The organism is Streptomyces sp. PT12 (assembly GCF_003311645.1).
Classification (GTDB): domain Bacteria; phylum Actinomycetota; class Actinomycetes; order Streptomycetales; family Streptomycetaceae; genus Streptomyces.
The window spans coordinates 79,106-95,661 of the sequence record NZ_QEST01000272.1 but is presented as its reverse complement, the minus strand read 5'-3'; the positions used below and the strand labels follow the sequence as shown (position 1 = coordinate 95,661).

Annotated in this window: 10 protein-coding genes; 2 read left to right on the top strand and 8 right to left on the bottom strand. The window is 74.3% G+C overall.

From position 1 onward, the window contains the following. Positions 1-66: 66 nt before the first annotated feature. The 5 genes from DEH69_RS28810 to DEH69_RS28790 are packed head-to-tail and all read right to left on the bottom strand — an operon-like array spanning position 67 to position 6,508. A complete protein-coding gene (locus DEH69_RS28810; RefSeq protein WP_113689924.1) occupies positions 67-744 on the bottom strand; it encodes a hypothetical protein in 678 nt (225 codons plus the stop codon). Continuing rightward, entirely contained in the window at positions 741-2,750 is a 2,010-nt protein-coding gene (locus DEH69_RS28805; protein ID WP_113689923.1) for a beta-galactosidase, read from the bottom strand. Before DEH69_RS28805 ends, DEH69_RS28810 begins: the two co-directional genes overlap by 4 nt. Before the next feature lie 46 nt (positions 2,751-2,796). Beyond that, positions 2,797-3,783: a carbohydrate ABC transporter permease gene (locus DEH69_RS28800; RefSeq protein ID WP_113689922.1), complete on the bottom strand. Its 987-nt coding sequence runs from the start codon at positions 3,781-3,783 to the stop codon at positions 2,797-2,799. Continuing rightward, entirely contained in the window at positions 3,780-4,832 is a 1,053-nt protein-coding gene (locus DEH69_RS28795) for a sugar ABC transporter permease (RefSeq protein ID WP_258535033.1), read from the bottom strand. Before DEH69_RS28795 ends, DEH69_RS28800 begins: the two co-directional genes overlap by 4 nt. A gap of 2 nt (positions 4,833-4,834) precedes the next feature. Continuing rightward, positions 4,835-6,508 carry an extracellular solute-binding protein gene (locus DEH69_RS28790; protein ID WP_113689921.1) on the bottom strand — a complete coding sequence of 558 codons (1,674 nt, stop codon included), beginning with the start codon at positions 6,506-6,508 and terminating at the stop codon, positions 4,835-4,837. A gap of 330 nt (positions 6,509-6,838) precedes the next feature. Here DEH69_RS28790 and DEH69_RS28785 point away from each other — a divergent pair, with 330 nt between their 5' ends. After that, positions 6,839-9,688, top strand: a complete 2,850-nt coding sequence (locus DEH69_RS28785; RefSeq protein ID WP_113689920.1) for a glycoside hydrolase family 3 C-terminal domain-containing protein — start codon at positions 6,839-6,841, stop codon at positions 9,686-9,688. 33 nt (positions 9,689-9,721) lie between these two features. Continuing rightward, complete coding sequence (locus DEH69_RS28780; RefSeq protein WP_113689919.1) at positions 9,722-10,804, top strand: TRM11 family methyltransferase; 1,083 nt, start codon at positions 9,722-9,724, stop codon at positions 10,802-10,804. On the opposite strand, the gene DEH69_RS28775 is transcribed toward DEH69_RS28780, so the two are convergent. The 3 genes from DEH69_RS28775 to DEH69_RS28765 all read right to left on the bottom strand — a co-directional run bounded on the left by DEH69_RS28775 (position 10,785) and on the right by DEH69_RS28765 (position 16,545). Next, complete coding sequence (locus tag DEH69_RS28775; RefSeq protein WP_113689918.1) at positions 10,785-12,239, bottom strand: aldehyde dehydrogenase family protein; 1,455 nt, start codon at positions 12,237-12,239, stop codon at positions 10,785-10,787. The two genes, DEH69_RS28780 and DEH69_RS28775, sit on opposite strands and share 20 nt — an antisense overlap. Before the next feature lie 163 nt (positions 12,240-12,402). Further along, complete coding sequence (locus DEH69_RS28770; protein ID WP_113689917.1) at positions 12,403-13,950, bottom strand: PucR family transcriptional regulator; 1,548 nt, start codon at positions 13,948-13,950, stop codon at positions 12,403-12,405. A gap of 159 nt (positions 13,951-14,109) precedes the next feature. Next, the gene (locus DEH69_RS28765; RefSeq protein ID WP_258535032.1) at positions 14,110-16,545 is read right to left on the bottom strand and encodes an ATP-binding protein; all 2,436 of its coding nucleotides are present in this window, start codon (positions 16,543-16,545) and stop codon (positions 14,110-14,112) included. Positions 16,546-16,556 lie beyond the last annotated feature (11 nt).

Sequence of the window (16,556 nt, the reverse complement as noted above, 5' to 3'; positions counted from 1 at the left end):
GGCTGTGGTCGAGGAGGGGCAGGGGGCGGGGCCCGCCCCCTGGGGCAGGGGGCGGGCGGGTGGGGGTCAGCCCTCGTTGACCTCGAAGTTGTTCGTCGTGAACGTCAGGCCGCCCGCCGACGACGTGATCTCGTAGCCGAACTGGACGTCCCCGATCACCTCCGACGCGCTCATCCAGCCCTGCGCGGTGATCCAGTCGAGGATCGGGACCAGGTCGATCTCGCCCCGGCTTGAGTCGCCGTGGCGCAGGAACGAGTAGACGTTGTTGCTGCCGTTGCTGCCCGTGTAGACGTCCCACGTGTGGCCGCCGAGGGTGGCCGTGCCGACCTGGGTGCCCAGGGGGCCGACCGGGCCCGTCCAGTTGAGCCACAGCATGATCTCGTGGTCGTAGTCGTCGTCCCACAGGTCGAACGTCGTGTTGTACGCGCCCGTCGAAGGCACCGTGACGTCGTACGTGGCGGACAGGGAGTCGATCGCGGAGATCGGCTCGCCGACGATCCACTTGGCGTTCGGGTAGGACTTGATGCCGCCGGTGTTCGGGTGGTCGGCCGTGACGGACCACCGCGAGCCGGAGTCGGCCTCGATGCACTGGGAGCCCGCGCCCGAGCCCCAGATGTTGTTGTAGACGATGTAGCCGTCGCCTGGCTCCCAGTTGCCCCACTGGTCGCAGGACTCCCAGACGGCGGTCGGGGTCGCCGGGCCCGCGGCGAGGGCGGCGGTGAGGAGGGGGGCGAGGATGTTCATGTGCGGCTCCCTTGGGTGTGGGGGGTCAGGACGGCCACCCCGAAGCCGTCGAGCGTGAGGGTGGCCGGGTGGGTCGTGCCGGTCAGGAGGTCCGTGTGGGGGGCGGACAGGGGGACGGCGGCGGGGGCGCGGGTGTGGTTGAGGACGAAGAGCAGCGCCCCGCGCCGCACCGCCTCCACCCCTTCGGGGGCGCCGGGCAGGGCGGGCGCGACCCCCGCGCCCCGCGCGGCGTCGGCCAGCAGCGCGGCGAGCGCGGCCGGTTGGGGCAGGGTCGAGACATACCAGGCGGTGCCGTCGCCATGGCGGTGGCGGGTGATGGCGGGGCGCCCCGCGAGCTCGCCCTCCGCATAGGCGGCGACGGTCACGGCGCCCGAGGGCTCGACGTCCTCGCTCCAGACCGAGCCCGCCGTCCCGTCGTCGAGCCCGACCGTCGCGCCGGGGGCGAGCGGCCACCACTCGTGGACGGCCGCCAGGCCGAGCGCCGCGCGCAGCCGGGCGTCGGTGCCGCCCTCGCGCACCCGGTCGTCGCCGTCGACGACGCCGGTGAAGAAGCCGCACACGAGAGTCCCCCCGTCGCGCACCCAGCGGTCGAGCCCGTCGAGCGCGGCGTCGGTGAGGAGCGGCAGATGCGGGATAACCAGCATCCGATAGTCCTGGAGCGGGGCCTCGGGGTGGGCGAGGTCGCACGTGAGGTTCCGGCGCCACAGGGCGTGGTGCCAGGCGGCGAGCAGCTCGGGGTAGCGGACCTCGGCGGAGGGACGCCCCGGCTGGTCGGCGGACCACCAGGCGTCCCAGTCGTGCAGCACGGCGATGTCCGCGTGGGTGCGGGTGCCCACGGCCGGTGCCAGGCGCGGGAGTTCGGCGCCGAGGGCGCGTATCTCGCGGTGGGTCCGGGAGCGTTGCCCGCTGTGCGGGAGCATCGCCGAGTGGAACTTCTCGCTGCCCTGCCGCGAGGCGCGCCACTGGAAGAAGCACAGGGCGTCGGCGCCGCGGGCCACCGCCTGGAGGGACCACAGGCGCATCAGCCCTGGCGGCTTGGGACGGTTGACGGGGCGCCAGCTGACGGCGGACGCGGCCTGCTCCATCAGCGCCCAGGGGCCGCCCGCCTGGGAGCGGGTGAGGTCCTGGACGAGGGCGCCGTGCGCGGGGCCCGCGGGGTCGTCGTGGGGCGCGGCGGGGTCGGGGTAGATGTCGACGGAGACGACGTCCTCCTCGGCGGCCCAGCGCCAGCCGTCCTGGCCGACGAACAGCGGCATGAAGTTGGTGGTGACCGGGACGCCCGGACTGTGGGCGGCGACGATGTCCCGCTCGGCGGTGAAGCACTCCAGCAGCGCGTCGCTGGTGAAGCGGCGGAAGTCGAGGCGCTGGGCGGGGTTGACGAGATAGGGCGCGCGGCGGGGCGGCAGGATCTCGTCCCAGCCCGCGTAGCGCTGGCTCCAGAACGCCGTCCCCCACGCGGTGTTCAGGGCGTCGAGCGTGCCGTACCTGGCGCGCAGCCAGACGCGGAAGTGGGCGGCGGTGGCGTCGCACCAGCAGGCGGTCGCGTACTCGTTGTTGATGTGCCACAGGCGCAACGCCGGGTGCGCGGCGCAGCGTCGGGCCAGAGCCTCGGTGACGCGGGCGGCGTGGTCGCGGTACTCGGGCGACGACGCGCAGAACTGGTTGCGCGAGCCGTACCACAGCACCGTGCCGTTCTCGTCGCGCGGCAGCGTGCCGGGGTGGCGGGCGGCGAGCCAGGGAGGGGGCGCGGCGGTGGGGGTGGCGAGGCAGACGCCGATACCCGCGTCGTGCAGGAGGTCGAGCACGCGGTCGAGCCAGCCGAACTCGTAGGCGCCGGGGGTCGGTTCGATGGTGGCCCAGGAGAAGACGCCGACCGTGGCGAGGGTGACGCCCGCCTCGCGCATCAGCCTGACGTCATCGGCCCAGACGCTCTCGGGCCACTGCTCGGGGTTGTAGTCGCCCCCGTAGAGCAGCCGCCCTCTGGTGGCGTCGTGCAGGCCGACCATGTCACGCTCCTTCCGGCCCCGTGTCCCGTCCTCGGTGTCCCGTGTCTCAGCCCTTGACGGCGCCGATGAGCATGCCCTTCTTGAAATGGCGCTGGACGAACGGCGAGAGCACCGCGACCGGCAGCAGCGCCAGCACCATCACTGCGGTCTGCACGGCGATGCTGGGGATCTGGCCCGTGCCGATGACCTGGGCCATGCCCGCGGGGCGCTCGTTGCCGATGACGATCTGCTGGAGCACGTTCTGGAGCGGCAGCTTCTCCTGGTCGGTGATGTAGATGAACCCGGCGAACCAGTTGCCCCAGTAGGCGACGGCGTAGAAGAGCGAGATCACGGCGAGCACCGCGCGCGAGAGCGGCAGGACGATCTGCCACAGGATGCGGAACTCGCCCGCCCCGTCGATGCGGGCGCTGTCGATGATCTCCTGGCCGACGTTCATGAAGAACGCCCTCAGCACCAGGATGTTGAAGACGTTGACGGCCATGGGCAGGATGAGCGCCGCGTAGGTGTTCATCAGGCCGAGGCTCTGGATCAGCAGATAGGTGGGGATGATCCCGGCGCCGCCGAAGAACATGGTGGCGAGCAGCGTGAACAGGATCGGCCGGTGCCAGAGCGAGCCCAGGCGCGACAGGCCGTACGCCGCGAGCACGGAGACGGCCATGCTGAACGCCGTGCCGACCACCGTCACGCCGATCGAGACGACCATGGCGCGGGAGACCTCGCCCCCGCTGAGGAGCTCGCGGTAGGCGTCGAGGGTGACGCCCCTCGGCCAGACGACCAGGCCCCCGGTCTCGGCGATGGTGCGGGCGTCGGAGACGCTGGTGACGACCACGATCCACAGCGGGAAGAGGATCGCGAGCAGCGCGATGGCGAGGATGGCGCCCTTGGCGGTGAGGCCCACGCGGGTGGGCGGCTCCTCCCACACGGGGCGCCTGCCGCTCCGTGGTCCGCGCCCTCCCGGCGGTCCCCCGGTCGCGGGTGCGGTGGGGCGGCGGAGGGCGCGTTTCCCCGTGGCGCGCGTGGCGGTGGCGTTCATCGGCGTGCGTACACCCCCTGCTCGCCCATCGCGTGGGCGACTCGGTTGGCGGTCAGGACGAGCAGCAGGCTGAAGACGCCCTTGACGATGCCGATGGCCGCCGCGTAGCTGAAGTCGCCGCCCTCGATGCCCCGGTGCCAGACATAGGTGTCGAGCACCTCGGCGGCTCCCGGGCCCACGGCCGTGCGCTGGATGAGGTACTGCTCGCCGCCGACGGTCAGCATGTTGCCGACCTGGAGGACCAGCAGCAGGGCGATCACGGGGCGCAGGGCGGGCAGGGTGACGTGCCACATGCGGCGCCAGCGGCCCGCGCCGTCCACGGCGGCGGACTCGTACAGCTCCTGGTTGACCGTGGAGAGCGCGGCGAGGAAGACGATGATGCCCCAGCCCGCGTCCTTCCACATCACCTGGGCGGTGATGAGCCACTTGAAGAAGCCGGGGTCGGTCATGAGGTCGAAGCTGTCGGCGAGCCCCCAGTCGCGCAGCAGCTGGGCGACCAGGCCCGCGCCGCCGAACATCTGCTGGAAGACGGTGATGACCAGCACCCAGGAGAAGAAGTGCGGCAGGTACAGGACGGCCTGGGACCAGGCCCTGACCTTGCTGTGCAGCACGCTGTTGATGAGCAGGGCGAGGGCGATGGGGACGGGGAAGTAGAACAGCAGCTGGAGCGAGGAGAACATCAGGGTGTTGCGGACGGCGTTCCAGAAGTCCCGGTCGTCCAGGAGGCGTTCGAAGTTCTCCAGCCCCGTCCAGGCGCTGTTGGCCATCGAGTCGATGAAGCCGTCGCCCGCGTAGGGGCTGTAGAACTGGAACGCGATGACGTTGCCCGCGATCGGGATGTACGCGAAGACCACGAGCAGCGCGAGCGCGGGCAGCGTCATCAGGATCAGGGCGCCGTCGCGGCGCAGCCGGTGGGTCAGGCGCATCCCGCCGCGCCGCCGCTCCCGCGGGCCTGGCGCGCCGGGCGGGTCCTGCGGGCCTGACGCGCCGGGCCGCGCCTCGGTGGGCGGCTCCACCGGCGGCTCCGCGACGCGCTGGTCGCGCGCCACCGTCAGGCGCCTTCCGTGTCGAGCAGCTCCTGGTAGAAGTCGCGCAGTTCGTCGCCGCCGTTGCGGCGCCACTCGGCGACGGCTTCGCGCAGGTCGTCGATCGACTGACGGCCGCGGACGACGTCGTCCTCCAGGTCCTCGAAGCCGTCGTTGAGGTTGGTGAGCCGGGCGGGCTCCTGGATCTGGCGGCCGTGGAAAAGGCCCTCCTGGACATACGGCATCTGCCGGGCCTGCCAGCCCGTCCAGTCCTCGACGACCTCGGGGGTGTCGGGGTGGGCGATGACATGGCCCGCGGTGGCGATGAACGGGTAGGTCTCGGGGACGACCTCCTCCTCGCCCTGCGGTGTGCGGGTGGGCAGGCCGTTCTCGACGGTCCAGTGGGTGCCCTCGATCCCGTAGGCGCGCAGGCGCTGTTCGCGGGTGCCGTAGGGCGCGGCGGTGAAGTCGGCGATGTGGAGCGCCTCGCGGATACGCTCCTCGGAGAGGTTCTTGTTGAGGAACGTCCAGATCCCCGCGCCGTTGGCCGCGTACAGCACGGGGTCGTTGCCGCCCGCGCCGAAGTAGTCGAAGGCGTTCATGTGGAAGTCGGGGTTGGTGGCGCGCTGTTCGACGGTGGTGACGTGCCATGTGCCGTCGCCGGTGTTCCAGATGAGCGATTCGCCCGCGGTGAAGCGCTGGGCGGCGTCGCCCGAGACGGCGACCGCGTCGGGGTGGACGACCTCGGCCGCGTAGAGGGACCTGGTCCACTCGAGGGCCTCGAGGTAGGCGTCGGTCTCGTAGCGGTTGACGAGCCTGCCGTCGTCGCCGCGCATCCAGTAGCGGGGCTTCTCTGGCAGGACGCCGAAGATGATGAACGCGGACCACTTCATGTCCTCGCACGCCCACACCCGGTTGCGGGCCGAGGTGATCTCCCGGCAGAGGTCGAGGAATTCGCCGGGCGACGTGGGCGGTTGCCAGCCGTTGGCGTCGAAGACGTCCTGCCGGTAGTAGGGCACCACGCTGCCGATGGTGGGCGCGGGCATCGGCAGTCCGCGCAGCGCGCCGCCGAAGACGGAGGACTCCCAGGCGGGGGTCGGGATCGCGGCGAGGTTGGGGTAGTCGAGGACGGCGTCGCCCGAGAGGTAGGGGCCGAGGTCGGCGAAGCGGCTCGCGATGGCCTGCGGTATCTGCCCCGTCAGCTCCCAGCCCGGTACGCACACCAGGTCGGGAATGTCGCTGCCCGCGAGCACGGCGCCGAGCTTCTCGCCATAGGTGTTGCCGTCCTGCGTCTGCCAGTCGATGCTCACGCCGATGGCCTCGTCCATGGCGGTCCAGAACGCGTTGCCGCGCGAGGGCGGGGTGCCCCACAGCGGGGTCATGGCGCTGAACGAGCCGCCGCCGCCGCGGGGTTCGGGCACCGAGACGCCAAGCTCGCCGGTGGGGAGCCAGGTGGTGTAGCCGGGGCTCACGCCGTTCTCGCCGGGGATATCGGGCGCGACGGCGGACTCGGAGGCGCGGAACGTCGGCAGGATGTCGCGCAGTTGCTCCTCGCTGGCCCGGCCCTCGCCGCCGCCCGAGCCGCCCCCGTCGCCGCCGCAGGCGGTCAGCAGCGGAAGGCCGCCCGCGGTCGCCGCCGCCACCGCGGCCGACGAGGCGAGAAAGCGTCTGCGACTCAGTCCTGACGGGGAGTTGGGCATGGCGGCAACCCTTCGTGGCTCGCGACGGCGCAGGCCGGAGCGCCCCTAGGTGAAGCGCTTCGATGTCCGCTGAGGCTAAGACGGGTCAGCGGGCGGCACAAGCCCTGGGACGACAGAAAAATGGGCGCGCTCCCATGAGCCCGTCGGCCCGGCGTTGCCCCCGAAGATTCCGGGAATCCGCCCGCAGTTGACGGACGGTCCCTTGACAGGACGAGCACGGGAAATCAGCATCGAAGCGCTTCGAAGGCGGCCCGTTCCCACCGTGGGACGCGTGGGCGGCGCCGCGCCCTTCGCAAGCGCCGCCAGCCGCCGCCGACTCCGGGACCGCCCGTGACCGCAAGCCCCCCGCCCTTCCGCGACCCCGGCCTCGGCGCCGAGGCGAGGACCGCCGATCTGCTGGCGCGGCTCACGCCCGCGGAGCGGATCTCGATGCTCCACCAACACGCCCCCGCCGTCGAGCGGTTGGGCATGCCCGCGTTCCGCACGGGGCAGGAGGCGCTGCACGGGGTCGCCTGGATGGGGCCGGCCACCGTCTTCCCGCAGGCGGTGGGCCTCGGCGCCACCTGGAACGACGCCCTGCTGCGCCGCGTCGGCGAGGCGGTGGGCCGCGAGATCCGCGCGATGCGCGCCGCCGACCCCCGGGTGGGCCTCAATGTCTGGGCCCCCACGATCAATCCGCTGCGCCACCCGCTGTGGGGCAGGAACGAGGAGGGCTACTCCGAGGACCCGCGGCTGACCGCCGCGCTGGCCACCGCCTACACGCGCGGCCTGCGCGGCGACCACCCCGAGCGCTGGCGCACCGCGCCCGTGCTCAAGCACTGGCTGGCCCACAACCACGAGCGCGACCGCGACACCGCCTCCACGTCGCTGCGCCCCCGCGTGCTGCACGAGTACGAGCTGCCCGCCTTCCGCGGCCCCGTGCGCGCGGGCGCCGTCGCCGGGGTGATGCCCGCCTACAACCTGGTCAACGGCCGCCCCAACCACCTCTCCCCCCTGCTGGCGAGCGCCCTGCGCACCTGGACCGACCTGCCGCTCGTGGTCTGCTCCGACGCCTACGCGCCCAGCAACATCGCCGGTTCCCAGGGCTATCTCCCCGACCACGTACAGGGGTTGGCGGCCGCACTCACCGCGGGCGTGGACAGCTTCACCGACCACGGCACCGACGCGGCGCCCACCGTGGCGCGGCTGACCGCGGCGCTGGAGCGCGGCCTGATCACCCGGGCCGACATCGACGCCGCGGCCGCGCGGCTGCTGGCGATGCGCATCCGGCTCGGCGCGTTCGACCCCGGACCCGACCCCTTCGACGACGAGGCCGCCTTCGACACCCCCGAGCACCGCGCGCTGGCGCTGACCGCCGCCGAGCAGGCGGTGGTGCTGCTCAAGAACGACGGGCTGCTGCCGCTGCGCCCCGGCGCCCGGATCGCCGTGGTGGGGCCGCTGGCCGACGAGGTGAAGCTCGACTGGTACAGCGGCGCGCTGCTGCGCCGCACCACCCCGCTGGCCGGGCTGCGGGCCCACCCGGCCATCGCCTCGGCCGAGTTCGCCGAGGGCGCGGACGTCGTGCGGCTGCGGACGGGCGGCGGCTGGGTCACCGTGCCCGAGACCGCGGAGGGGGACACCGGGGCGGGCGGCCAGGCCGCCGCGCTCGACCCCGCGCTACTTGGCGGCCGCACCGACCTGCCGCCGCTGACCGTGGGCCCCGCCCCGGGCGCCACACCGTTCACCCTGACCGACTGGGGCCATGGCGTGCTCACGCTGCGGGCGCCCGACGGGCGGTATCTGTCGGTCGCCGAGGACGGCCTGGTGCGGGCCTCGGCGGAGCGGCCTGGCGGCTGGGTGGTGCGGGAGACGTTCACGCTCGAGCCGCGCGGCGACGCGCACCTGCTGCGGCACCGTGGCACCGGCGGCCTGGTGGGCGTGGCCGACGGGGAGCTGACGGTGGGCGGGCGGGGCGAGCCCTTCCACGTCGAGACCGTCGAGCGGGGCGAGGACGCGGTGCGCGCCGCTGCCGCGGCCGCCGATGTCGTCCTGGTGGTGGCGGGCAACGACCCGCACATCAACGGCCGGGAGACCGAGGACCGTTCGACGCTGGCCCTGCCGCCGCGCCAGGAGGCGCTGTGGCGCGCCGCGCACGCCGCCAACCCGCGCACCGCGCTCGTGCTGGTCTCGTCGTACCCGTACGCCGTGCCCGAGGCGGACGCGGCGCTGCCCGCGCTGCTGTGGACCGCGCACGGCGGGCAGGCCGCGGGCGAGGCGCTGGCGCGGGTGCTGTGCGGGGACGTCTCGCCCGGGGGGCGGCTGCCCCAGACGTGGTACGCGCGGGACGAGGACCTGCCGGGGCTGCTGGACTACGACCTGATCACGGCGCGCGCCACGTATCTGTACCACGACGGCGCGCCGCTCTACCCGTTCGGCCACGGCCTTTCGTACACGGCGTTCGGCTACGCGGACCTCGCGGCCGAGGTCGTGGACGGAACGCTGACCGCCACGGTGAGGGTGACCAACACGGGCGCGGTGGCGGGCGACGAGGTGGCGCAGCTGTATCTCTCCGCCGTCGCGCCGAGCGTGCCGCGCCCGCACCGCTGGCTGGCCGGGCACCGGAGGATCCATCTGGCGCCTGGGGAGAGCCGGGAGGTGACGTTCGCCGTGCCCGCGGACGAGGCGCTGGGCTTCTGGGACGTCGCGCACGGCCGCTGGTGCGTCGAGCCGGGCGCGTACACCGTGGCCGCCGGCGCGTCCAGCGGCGACCCGCGGGTGGTGGCCGGGCTGACGGTGGAGGGCGAACGCCCTGGGCCAAGGCCCGTGATGACCGCGGGGCTCGCCGCCGCCGACTGGGACGAGAGCGAGGGCACCGAACTCGTCGACACCACGCGGGTGTCGGGCGACGCCGTCGCCGCTGGCGCCGAGGCGCCGGGCGAGCTGCTGTTCAGGCGCTGCGACTTCGGCGCGGGCGCGCGCGAGGTGCGGCTGCGGGCGGCCCGCGCCGAGCCGGGGAGCGCCACGGTCGAGCTGCGCGTCCCAGGCACCGGCTGCCGCGTCACGCTGCGCGTCCCGTCCACCGGCGACCGCTACGCCTGGACGACGGTGACCGCCGAGCTGCCAGGGCCGCCCGCGGGGGTCCACGACGTCCGCCTGACCCTCAGGGGCCAGGTCAGGGTGGACCGCCTGGATTTCGGCTGAAAGCTGAAAGGTGAACGACTACACTCCGGCGCGATGAGAACGTACGGAATGCTGCTGCTCCCCTCCCACAACCGGGTCTACGCCCGCGCCTCCGTGGACCTGGCCAGGGCGGAACTCCTGGTCACCGGGGACGCGTTGCTCGGCGGCCGGATCAGGGACGTGGCCGAGACGGCACTCGCCGGGGTGCCGTACGTGACCTTCGCGACCGAGAAGCCGCTGACCGAGGGTGAGGTGGCGGCCCTCGCCAACCTGTCGTCGCTGTACGCCCTGTTCGAGATCGAGGACGGCCGCCTCGCGCCCGTGGAGCTCACGCGGCTCGACACGTTCGGCAGCGAGCTGATCACGATCCAGAAGTACGCGGGCAAGACCAACGAGGACTTCACCAAGCTCCTGCTCAATGTGACCGCGATGGCGTGCGCCGACCCCGAGCGGCTGCTCAGGCGCGAGCTGCGCGTCCTCGACCCGCTGTGCGGCCGGGGCACCACGCTCAACCAGGCGGTGATGTACGGCCTCGACGCGGCGGGCGTCGAGCGCGACGGCAAGAGCTTCGACGCCTACGCCGCCTTCCTGCGCCAGTGGCTCAAGAACAGCAGGATCAAGCACCGCGCGCAGACCACCACGGTGCGCCGCGACCGCAGGTCGCTTGGCCGCCGCTTCCACTGCGAGCTCGGCGCGACCAAGGAGGCGTACAAGCGGGGCGAGTCCATCGACGTCACCATGGTGAACGCCGACACCGCCGCGAGCGGCGACTTCTTCAGGTCCGCGTCGTTCGACCTGATCGTCACCGACGCGCCCTACGGCGTGCAGCACGGCGCGACGGCGCGCGCCCAGGTCTCGCGCAGCCCGATGCCGCTCCTGACGTCGGCGCTGCCGGTGTGGGCCCGGCTGCTGCGGCCTGGCGGGGCCATCGGCATCGCGTGGAACACCCTGGTCGCGCGCCGCTCCGAGCTGGCCTCGCTGCTCGCCGACCACGGCTTCGAGGTCGCGGACAGCGAGGCGCACCAGGGCTTCCGGCACCGGGTGGACCAGGCGATCGTCCGCGACCTCGTGGTGGCCCGCCTCCCGGCGGGCCGCGGCCGTGCGGTGGGGCCCGCGGCTACAGATCGAGACCGGTGAGCACCATCACCCGCTCGTAGGTGTAGTCCTCCATCGCGAACCGCACGCCCTCGCGCCCCACGCCCGACTGCTTCGCGCCCCCGTAGGGCATCTGGTCGGCGCGGTAGGACGGCACGTCGCCCACCACCACGCCGCCCACCTCGAGGGCCCGGTGGGCGCGGAACGCCGCGTGCACGTCGTGCGTGAACAGGCCCGCCTGGAGGCCGAACCGCGAGGCGTTCGCCGCCGCGTAGGCCGCCTTCTCGCCGCTCACCCTGGTGAGGGCCATGACGGGCCCGAACACCTCCTCGGTGGCCACCTTGGCGTCGGTCGGCACGCCTTCGAGCACGGTCGGCACATAGCTCGCGCCCTCCCGGGCGCCCCCGGTGAGCACCTTGGCGCCCGCCGCGGTCGCCTCGTCCACCCAGGACTCCACGCGCCGGGCGGCGTCCTCGTTGATCAGCGGGCCCACGTCGGTGGCCTCGTCCGACGGGTCGCCCGTGACCAGCGCCTCCACGGCGGCGATCAGCCGGGGCACGAGCCGGTCGTACACCGCGTCGTCGGCGATGACGCGCTGGACCGAGATGCAGGACTGCCCCGCCTGGTAGTTGGAAAACGTCGCGATCCGCTGCGCCGCCCAGTCGAGGTCCGCGTCCGAGGCGTAGTCGGCCAGCACGATCGCCGCGCCGTTGCCGCCGAGTTCGAGCGTGACCCGCTTGCGCGGCACCGCGTCGCGGATAGACCAGCCGACGGGCACCGAGCCGGTGAAGGAGATGATCGGCAGCCGCTCGTCCTGGACGAGCGCGGGCATCGCGTCGTTGGGCACGGGCAGCACGCTCCACGCCCCCGCGGGCAGGTCCGTCTCGGCGAGCAGGTCGCCGAGCAGCAGCCCGGAGAGGGGGGTCGCGGGCGCGGGCTTGAGGATGATCGGCACCCCGGCCGCGAGGGCGGGCGCGACCTTGTGGGCGCACAGGTTCAGCGGGAAGTTGAACGGCGCGATGCCGAGCACCGGGCCGTAGGGGACGCGGCGGGTGAGCGCGAGCCGCCCCGTGCCCCCGGCGTCCGCGTCGAGGCGCTGCGCGATCCCGCCGTTGAACCGCCTGGCCTCGTCCGCCGCCCAGCGGAACACCGAGACGCAGCGCGCCACTTCGAGGCGCGCCCACTTCATGGGCTTGCCGTTCTCCGCCGAGATCAGCCGCGCGATCTCGTCCGCCCGCTCGCCCACCCGGCGGCACACCAGGTCGAGCGCGGCGGCGCGCACATGCGCGGGCGACGCGGCGAACGCGTCGGCCACGGCCGCCGCGGCGGCCACCGCCTCCTCCGTCTGCGCCGCGGTGGGCACGCTGACCGCGCCGACGGCCGAGCCGTCCCACGGCGACGTGACCTCCACGGTGCTCTCGCCGGTCGCCTCCCGGCCCGCGAGCCAGAACGGGCGCGGGGATCCAGTCGTGGTCATCGCGATGCCGCCTTCCGAGGTTGTCGCTTCCGCTTCGCGCCCTCCACGGTAGGCGCTGGGCGCCCGCGGCGATGTTGTCCGCGGTGTCGCAAAACGCGCCCGCCGCGCGCCACCCCGGCGTCTGGCCCCGTTGCTCAGGGGGTGCCGCTCCGGAGGGCGCTCCTCAGGGCGTGTCCAGCGCGGTGCGGTCGGTGGCCTTGAGCGCGAGCCACAGCTCCATGCGGACGTCCGGGTCGTCGAGCGAGCGCTCCAGGATCTCCTCGACGCGCCGCATCCGGTAGCGCAGCGTGTGCCGGTGCACCCCGAGGTCGGCCGCCGCGGCGTCCCACTGCCCGTGCCGGGCCAGCCACGCGCGCAGCGACGCCACCAGGTCGCCCCTGCCGTGCTCGTCGTGGTGGCGCAGCGCGCGCAGCATGCCGTCGGCGAACGCGCGCACGGCGTCGTCGTTGAGCAGGGAGAGCACCGTGCCGGTGGCCACGTCCTCGTGCTCGACCAGCGCGCGCCCTCGGCGGCGCGCGACCAGCAGCGCCTCGCGCGCCTGCTGGTAGGCGGCGTCGGCCGATGCGGGCCCGGTCGGCGCCGACATCCCCAGGGTGAGGGCCACCGCGTCGTGCCCCGCGGCGAACGCCCGGCACGCGGCGAGCGCGCCGCCGCCGTCCGAGGCGAGCAGCACCAGGCCGTCGCCGTCGGGGGCCGAGAGCACCGACTCCCCGGTGCGGATGGCGGCCGACTCGGCCGCGGCGCCCAGTGATTCGAGCGCCTTGGGCTCCCCTGACGCGACCAGCACGCGCAGCGGGGCGTCGAGCAGCCCGCCGTAGAGCTGTCCCGCCACGGCCCTGGCGTGGTCGGGCTCCCCGCTGAGCAGCATGCGCAGCACCGCCGCGCCCAGCCTGGCCTCGGCGCCGCGGTAGGCCCTCGAACGCTCGGTCAGCAGGGTCAGCACGGCGACGGCCGACTGGACGGCGTACCGCTCGGCCGTGCCGAGCGGCGCGTCGGTGCCGACCGCGAGCGCGGCGCGCGGCACCTGCCCCGTGCCGACGGTCTGGAGCTCGACGCGGTCGTCCTCGGGCCCCGCGGCGCAGACGACGCTCGCGGGCGCGGGCCGGTCGCCAAGGCGCCGCACCTCGGCGGTGAGCCGGGCGGCGCGGCGCATCGCCCAGCCGGGGGCGACGGCGGTGACCGCGCCCGACAGGTCGTAGAGGGCGACCCAGCCGCCGACGTGCCCCGCCAGCCTGGCGAGCAGCGCCTCGGGCCGGTCGCCGGAGAGCGCGGCCCTGGTCAGCTCGCGCTGGGCGGCGAACCCCGCGGTGACCGCCCGGTACTGCTCGGCGGCTATCGCGGCCGAGACGGCCTTGCCGATCGCGATGAACGGCGTGCGCCGCGGCACCTCGAGCAGCGGGAGCCCGGCCTCGCGCACGGCGGCGAGCAGTGCGGGCGGCACCTCGGGGTGGTTGACGCCGACGCCGAAGGCCAGGCCGACGACGCCCGCGTCGGCGAGCCGCGCGACATAGGCGCGCGTCTCGGCCTCGTCGTGCACGGCCAGGTGCGGCCCGGTGGTCAGCAGGAGCTCGCCGCCGTCGAGCCAGGGGGTGGGATCCGCGAGCTCACTGGCGTGTGCCCAGCGCACGGGGGTGTCCAGCCGGTCCTCGCCCGTGAGCACGCCGAGCTTGAGCGAGGTGTGCTGGACGAGTGAGGCGAGCGTCGGGTGCATGGATCACCTTGAGGGCGTGTAGCGACACGTCACCTCACCGTACAGGCAGGGGTCGCGGCCACTCGATCCCGCCCGGGGCATATGCGGCCGGTACGCGACCGGTTTGCGGCCGATGAACGACCGCCGCGCGGCCAGTGCGCGGCCAGTGCGCGGCCGGTGTCAGCCCAGGCGCACCAGGGTGGGCGGGCCCGGCTCGCCCGAGACGGTGGTCAGGGAGATCACCGCGTGCCGGGGCGGGACGCGGTGCGCCAGCTCGGACGCGGACCAGCGCTCGCGTTCCACGCGGCGCACCGTCACCGCGTCCACCGTGGTGTCGCGCCCCGTGGCCAGCCTGCGCACCCCGCGCACCAGGCGGCGCAGCCCGCCGCCCGCGCGGTCCGGGGTGCGGGTGGTCTCCACGTCCTCCTGCCACTCGGTGCCCCAGGCGCGCGCGAAGTGCTCGGCGTCCCACGTGGTGATGCCGGAGAACGCCATGCGGCAGCCGACCGCGCCGAGCAGCCCGGCCCGGAGGTCGGCCGGAACGTCGTCGAGCGTGCGCAGCGCCAGCACCACGCCGGCGTTGGCCGGGCGCAGATGCGTCAGCCCGCGCACCGCGCCCTGGGTGATCGCGGCGGTGGCGTCGTCCAGCACGAGGCACGCGAAGAGCGAGCGGTCGGGGCGCGCGGTCACGGCCGCCGTGAACTGGGCGAGGACCAGCCGCGTGATGATCCGGCCCGCCTCGGCGTGCCCGGTGGCGGGCAGGTCGATCCGCACCCGCAGCGGCCTGGTCAGGGCGCTGAGCGAGAACACCTCGGGCCCCCGCGCCCCCGGCGCGGGACGGGGCGAGAGCCCCGCGCGGTCCACCAGGGCGAGCCAGTCGGCGAGATACGGGCCGATGTCGTCGGGCCGCCGCGCCTGCCGCTGCCGTGCCTCAAGGTCGCGGCGCTGGTCGGGGGCGTGGTCGAGGCGTTCGGCCAGCGTGCGCAGCAGCGCGGGCGCGCCGTCCAGCATGGCGCGCAGCTCGGCGAGCCCGGGCAGCCGCCCGAACGCCGCGTAGTAGGGGCCGATGAGCTGGCTCAGCACCGCGGCGGCGTCCCTCGGCTCCACGCGCGAGCCGCCCACCAGGGCCTCGGCCAGCAGCGCCGCGGCCCCGTCGATGTCGGTGGCGCCGCCCCACAGGTCGAGCCGGTAGGCGCTCGCCGGGTCGCCGATGCGCAGGATGACGTCGAACGCGTCGTCGGGGCCGAGCGAGCTCGACGCGCTACCGACGGCGACGACGGTGGCCTGGTTGGCGAGGGCCTGGAGGCACAGCGACTCGGTGACGGGCCTGATGACGCGTCCGGTCTTGCCCGAGCCCGGCGGGCCAACGGCGAGCAGCGACGTGCCCAGCACCGCGGGGTCGAGGGCGACGTCCTCGCCGCGGTAGTCGTAGGGGTTGCGCTCCTCGTCGGGGGCGTGGCCGATGCGGACCTGACGCGTCAGCAGGTCGTGCCGCGCGGTGCGGACGGTCAGGTCGCGGCGGCCCGAGGCGTGCGGGAACGCGCCCGCGCCCTGGGCCTCGGCTGCGGCGGCGAACGCGGGCAGCTCGGTGGGCCTGGCCCTGACGGCCCGCCACGCGTGCTCGATGCGGGCGTAGTCGAGGTCAGACATGACGCCGGACCTGGCGTCGTCGGCGAGCCGGTCGGCGGCGTCGGGGGCCCCGGCGCGGCGCAGCGCCGCCCACTCGGTCAGCCCGGCGCGCGGCACGATCTCACTGCCCGTGACGCCCGGCGCCCCGCCCCCCGGGTCGCGGCGCTCGCCGGGGCGCACGCCGAAGCGGATCCGCCGCGGGATGGCGCGCAGATTGCCCAGGGACCACACGGCGGTGAGCAGCAGCAGCGTGAACAGGACGTAGTAGACGTTGTAGACCACCCGGTAGGTGAGGGTGTCGCCGTCCTCCCACCAGGTGTCGGGCACGGCGAGGAACAGCGGCTCGAGCCACAGCATCCAGTTGCCGGTGAAGCACGCCGTCCAGATCACCCCGCCGATCAGCACGGCGATCAGCTGGCGCCGGTAGGTGGACACCCAGCCGAACGGGGAGACCAGCGCGGACCACGCGCGGCGCATCGGCGCGGGGGCGTAGCGGCGCCACACCTCGGGCCCGTGGCCCAGCCTGCCGAAGACGCAGATGAGCGCGACGGCGAAGAGGATGTCGTAGATCTGCATGGTCGTCTGCCAGGCGACCAGCACGTCGTCGGCGGTGGCGTTCTCGGGGAGGTGCTCGGGGGCCACGCGCCAGTGATGCGGCGTCACCCAGATCGCGGGCCAGGCGTAGAAGTCGAGATAGGTCAGGCACAGGGCGTAGAGCGTCCAGCCGCAGACCAGCGCGAGCAGGGCCGAGCCCAGCAGCTCGCGGTCGCTCAGCCTGCCCGGGTCCTCGGGCGGCTTGGGCACGTGCCCGGGGCGCCACACCCCGGGCCTGGCCGCGGGGCGTGGCGTGCGCATCCAGCGCACGAGCGGCGGGGCGTCAGGCTCGGGCGGGCGCCGGGGCGCGGGCGGGGCACCCCCGGCAAAGGGGACGGCCTCGCGGTCCCCCCCTGGCGTCTGCCGCGCGTTCCACGCGCCGTTGCTGTTCATGCGGTGCCGAG

Excerpts from the sequence above, each read along its gene's own strand:
- DEH69_RS28810 (WP_113689924.1), bottom strand. The coding sequence starts at position 744 with ATGAACATCCTCGCCCCCCTCCTCACCGCCGCCCTCGCCGCGGGCCCG.
- DEH69_RS28805 (WP_113689923.1), bottom strand. The coding sequence starts at position 2,750 with ATGGTCGGCCTGCACGACGCCACCAGAGGGCGGCTGCTCTACGGGGGC.
- DEH69_RS28800 (WP_113689922.1), bottom strand. The coding sequence starts at position 3,783 with ATGAACGCCACCGCCACGCGCGCCACGGGGAAACGCGCCCTCCGCCGC.
- DEH69_RS28790 (WP_113689921.1), bottom strand. The coding sequence starts at position 6,508 with ATGCCCAACTCCCCGTCAGGACTGAGTCGCAGACGCTTTCTCGCCTCG.
- DEH69_RS28780 (WP_113689919.1), top strand. The coding sequence starts at position 9,722 with ATGAGAACGTACGGAATGCTGCTGCTCCCCTCCCACAACCGGGTCTAC.
- DEH69_RS28775 (WP_113689918.1), bottom strand. The coding sequence starts at position 12,239 with ATGACCACGACTGGATCCCCGCGCCCGTTCTGGCTCGCGGGCCGGGAG.
- DEH69_RS28770 (WP_113689917.1), bottom strand. The coding sequence starts at position 13,950 with ATGCACCCGACGCTCGCCTCACTCGTCCAGCACACCTCGCTCAAGCTC.
- DEH69_RS28765 (WP_258535032.1), bottom strand. The coding sequence starts at position 16,545 with ATGAACAGCAACGGCGCGTGGAACGCGCGGCAGACGCCAGGGGGGGAC.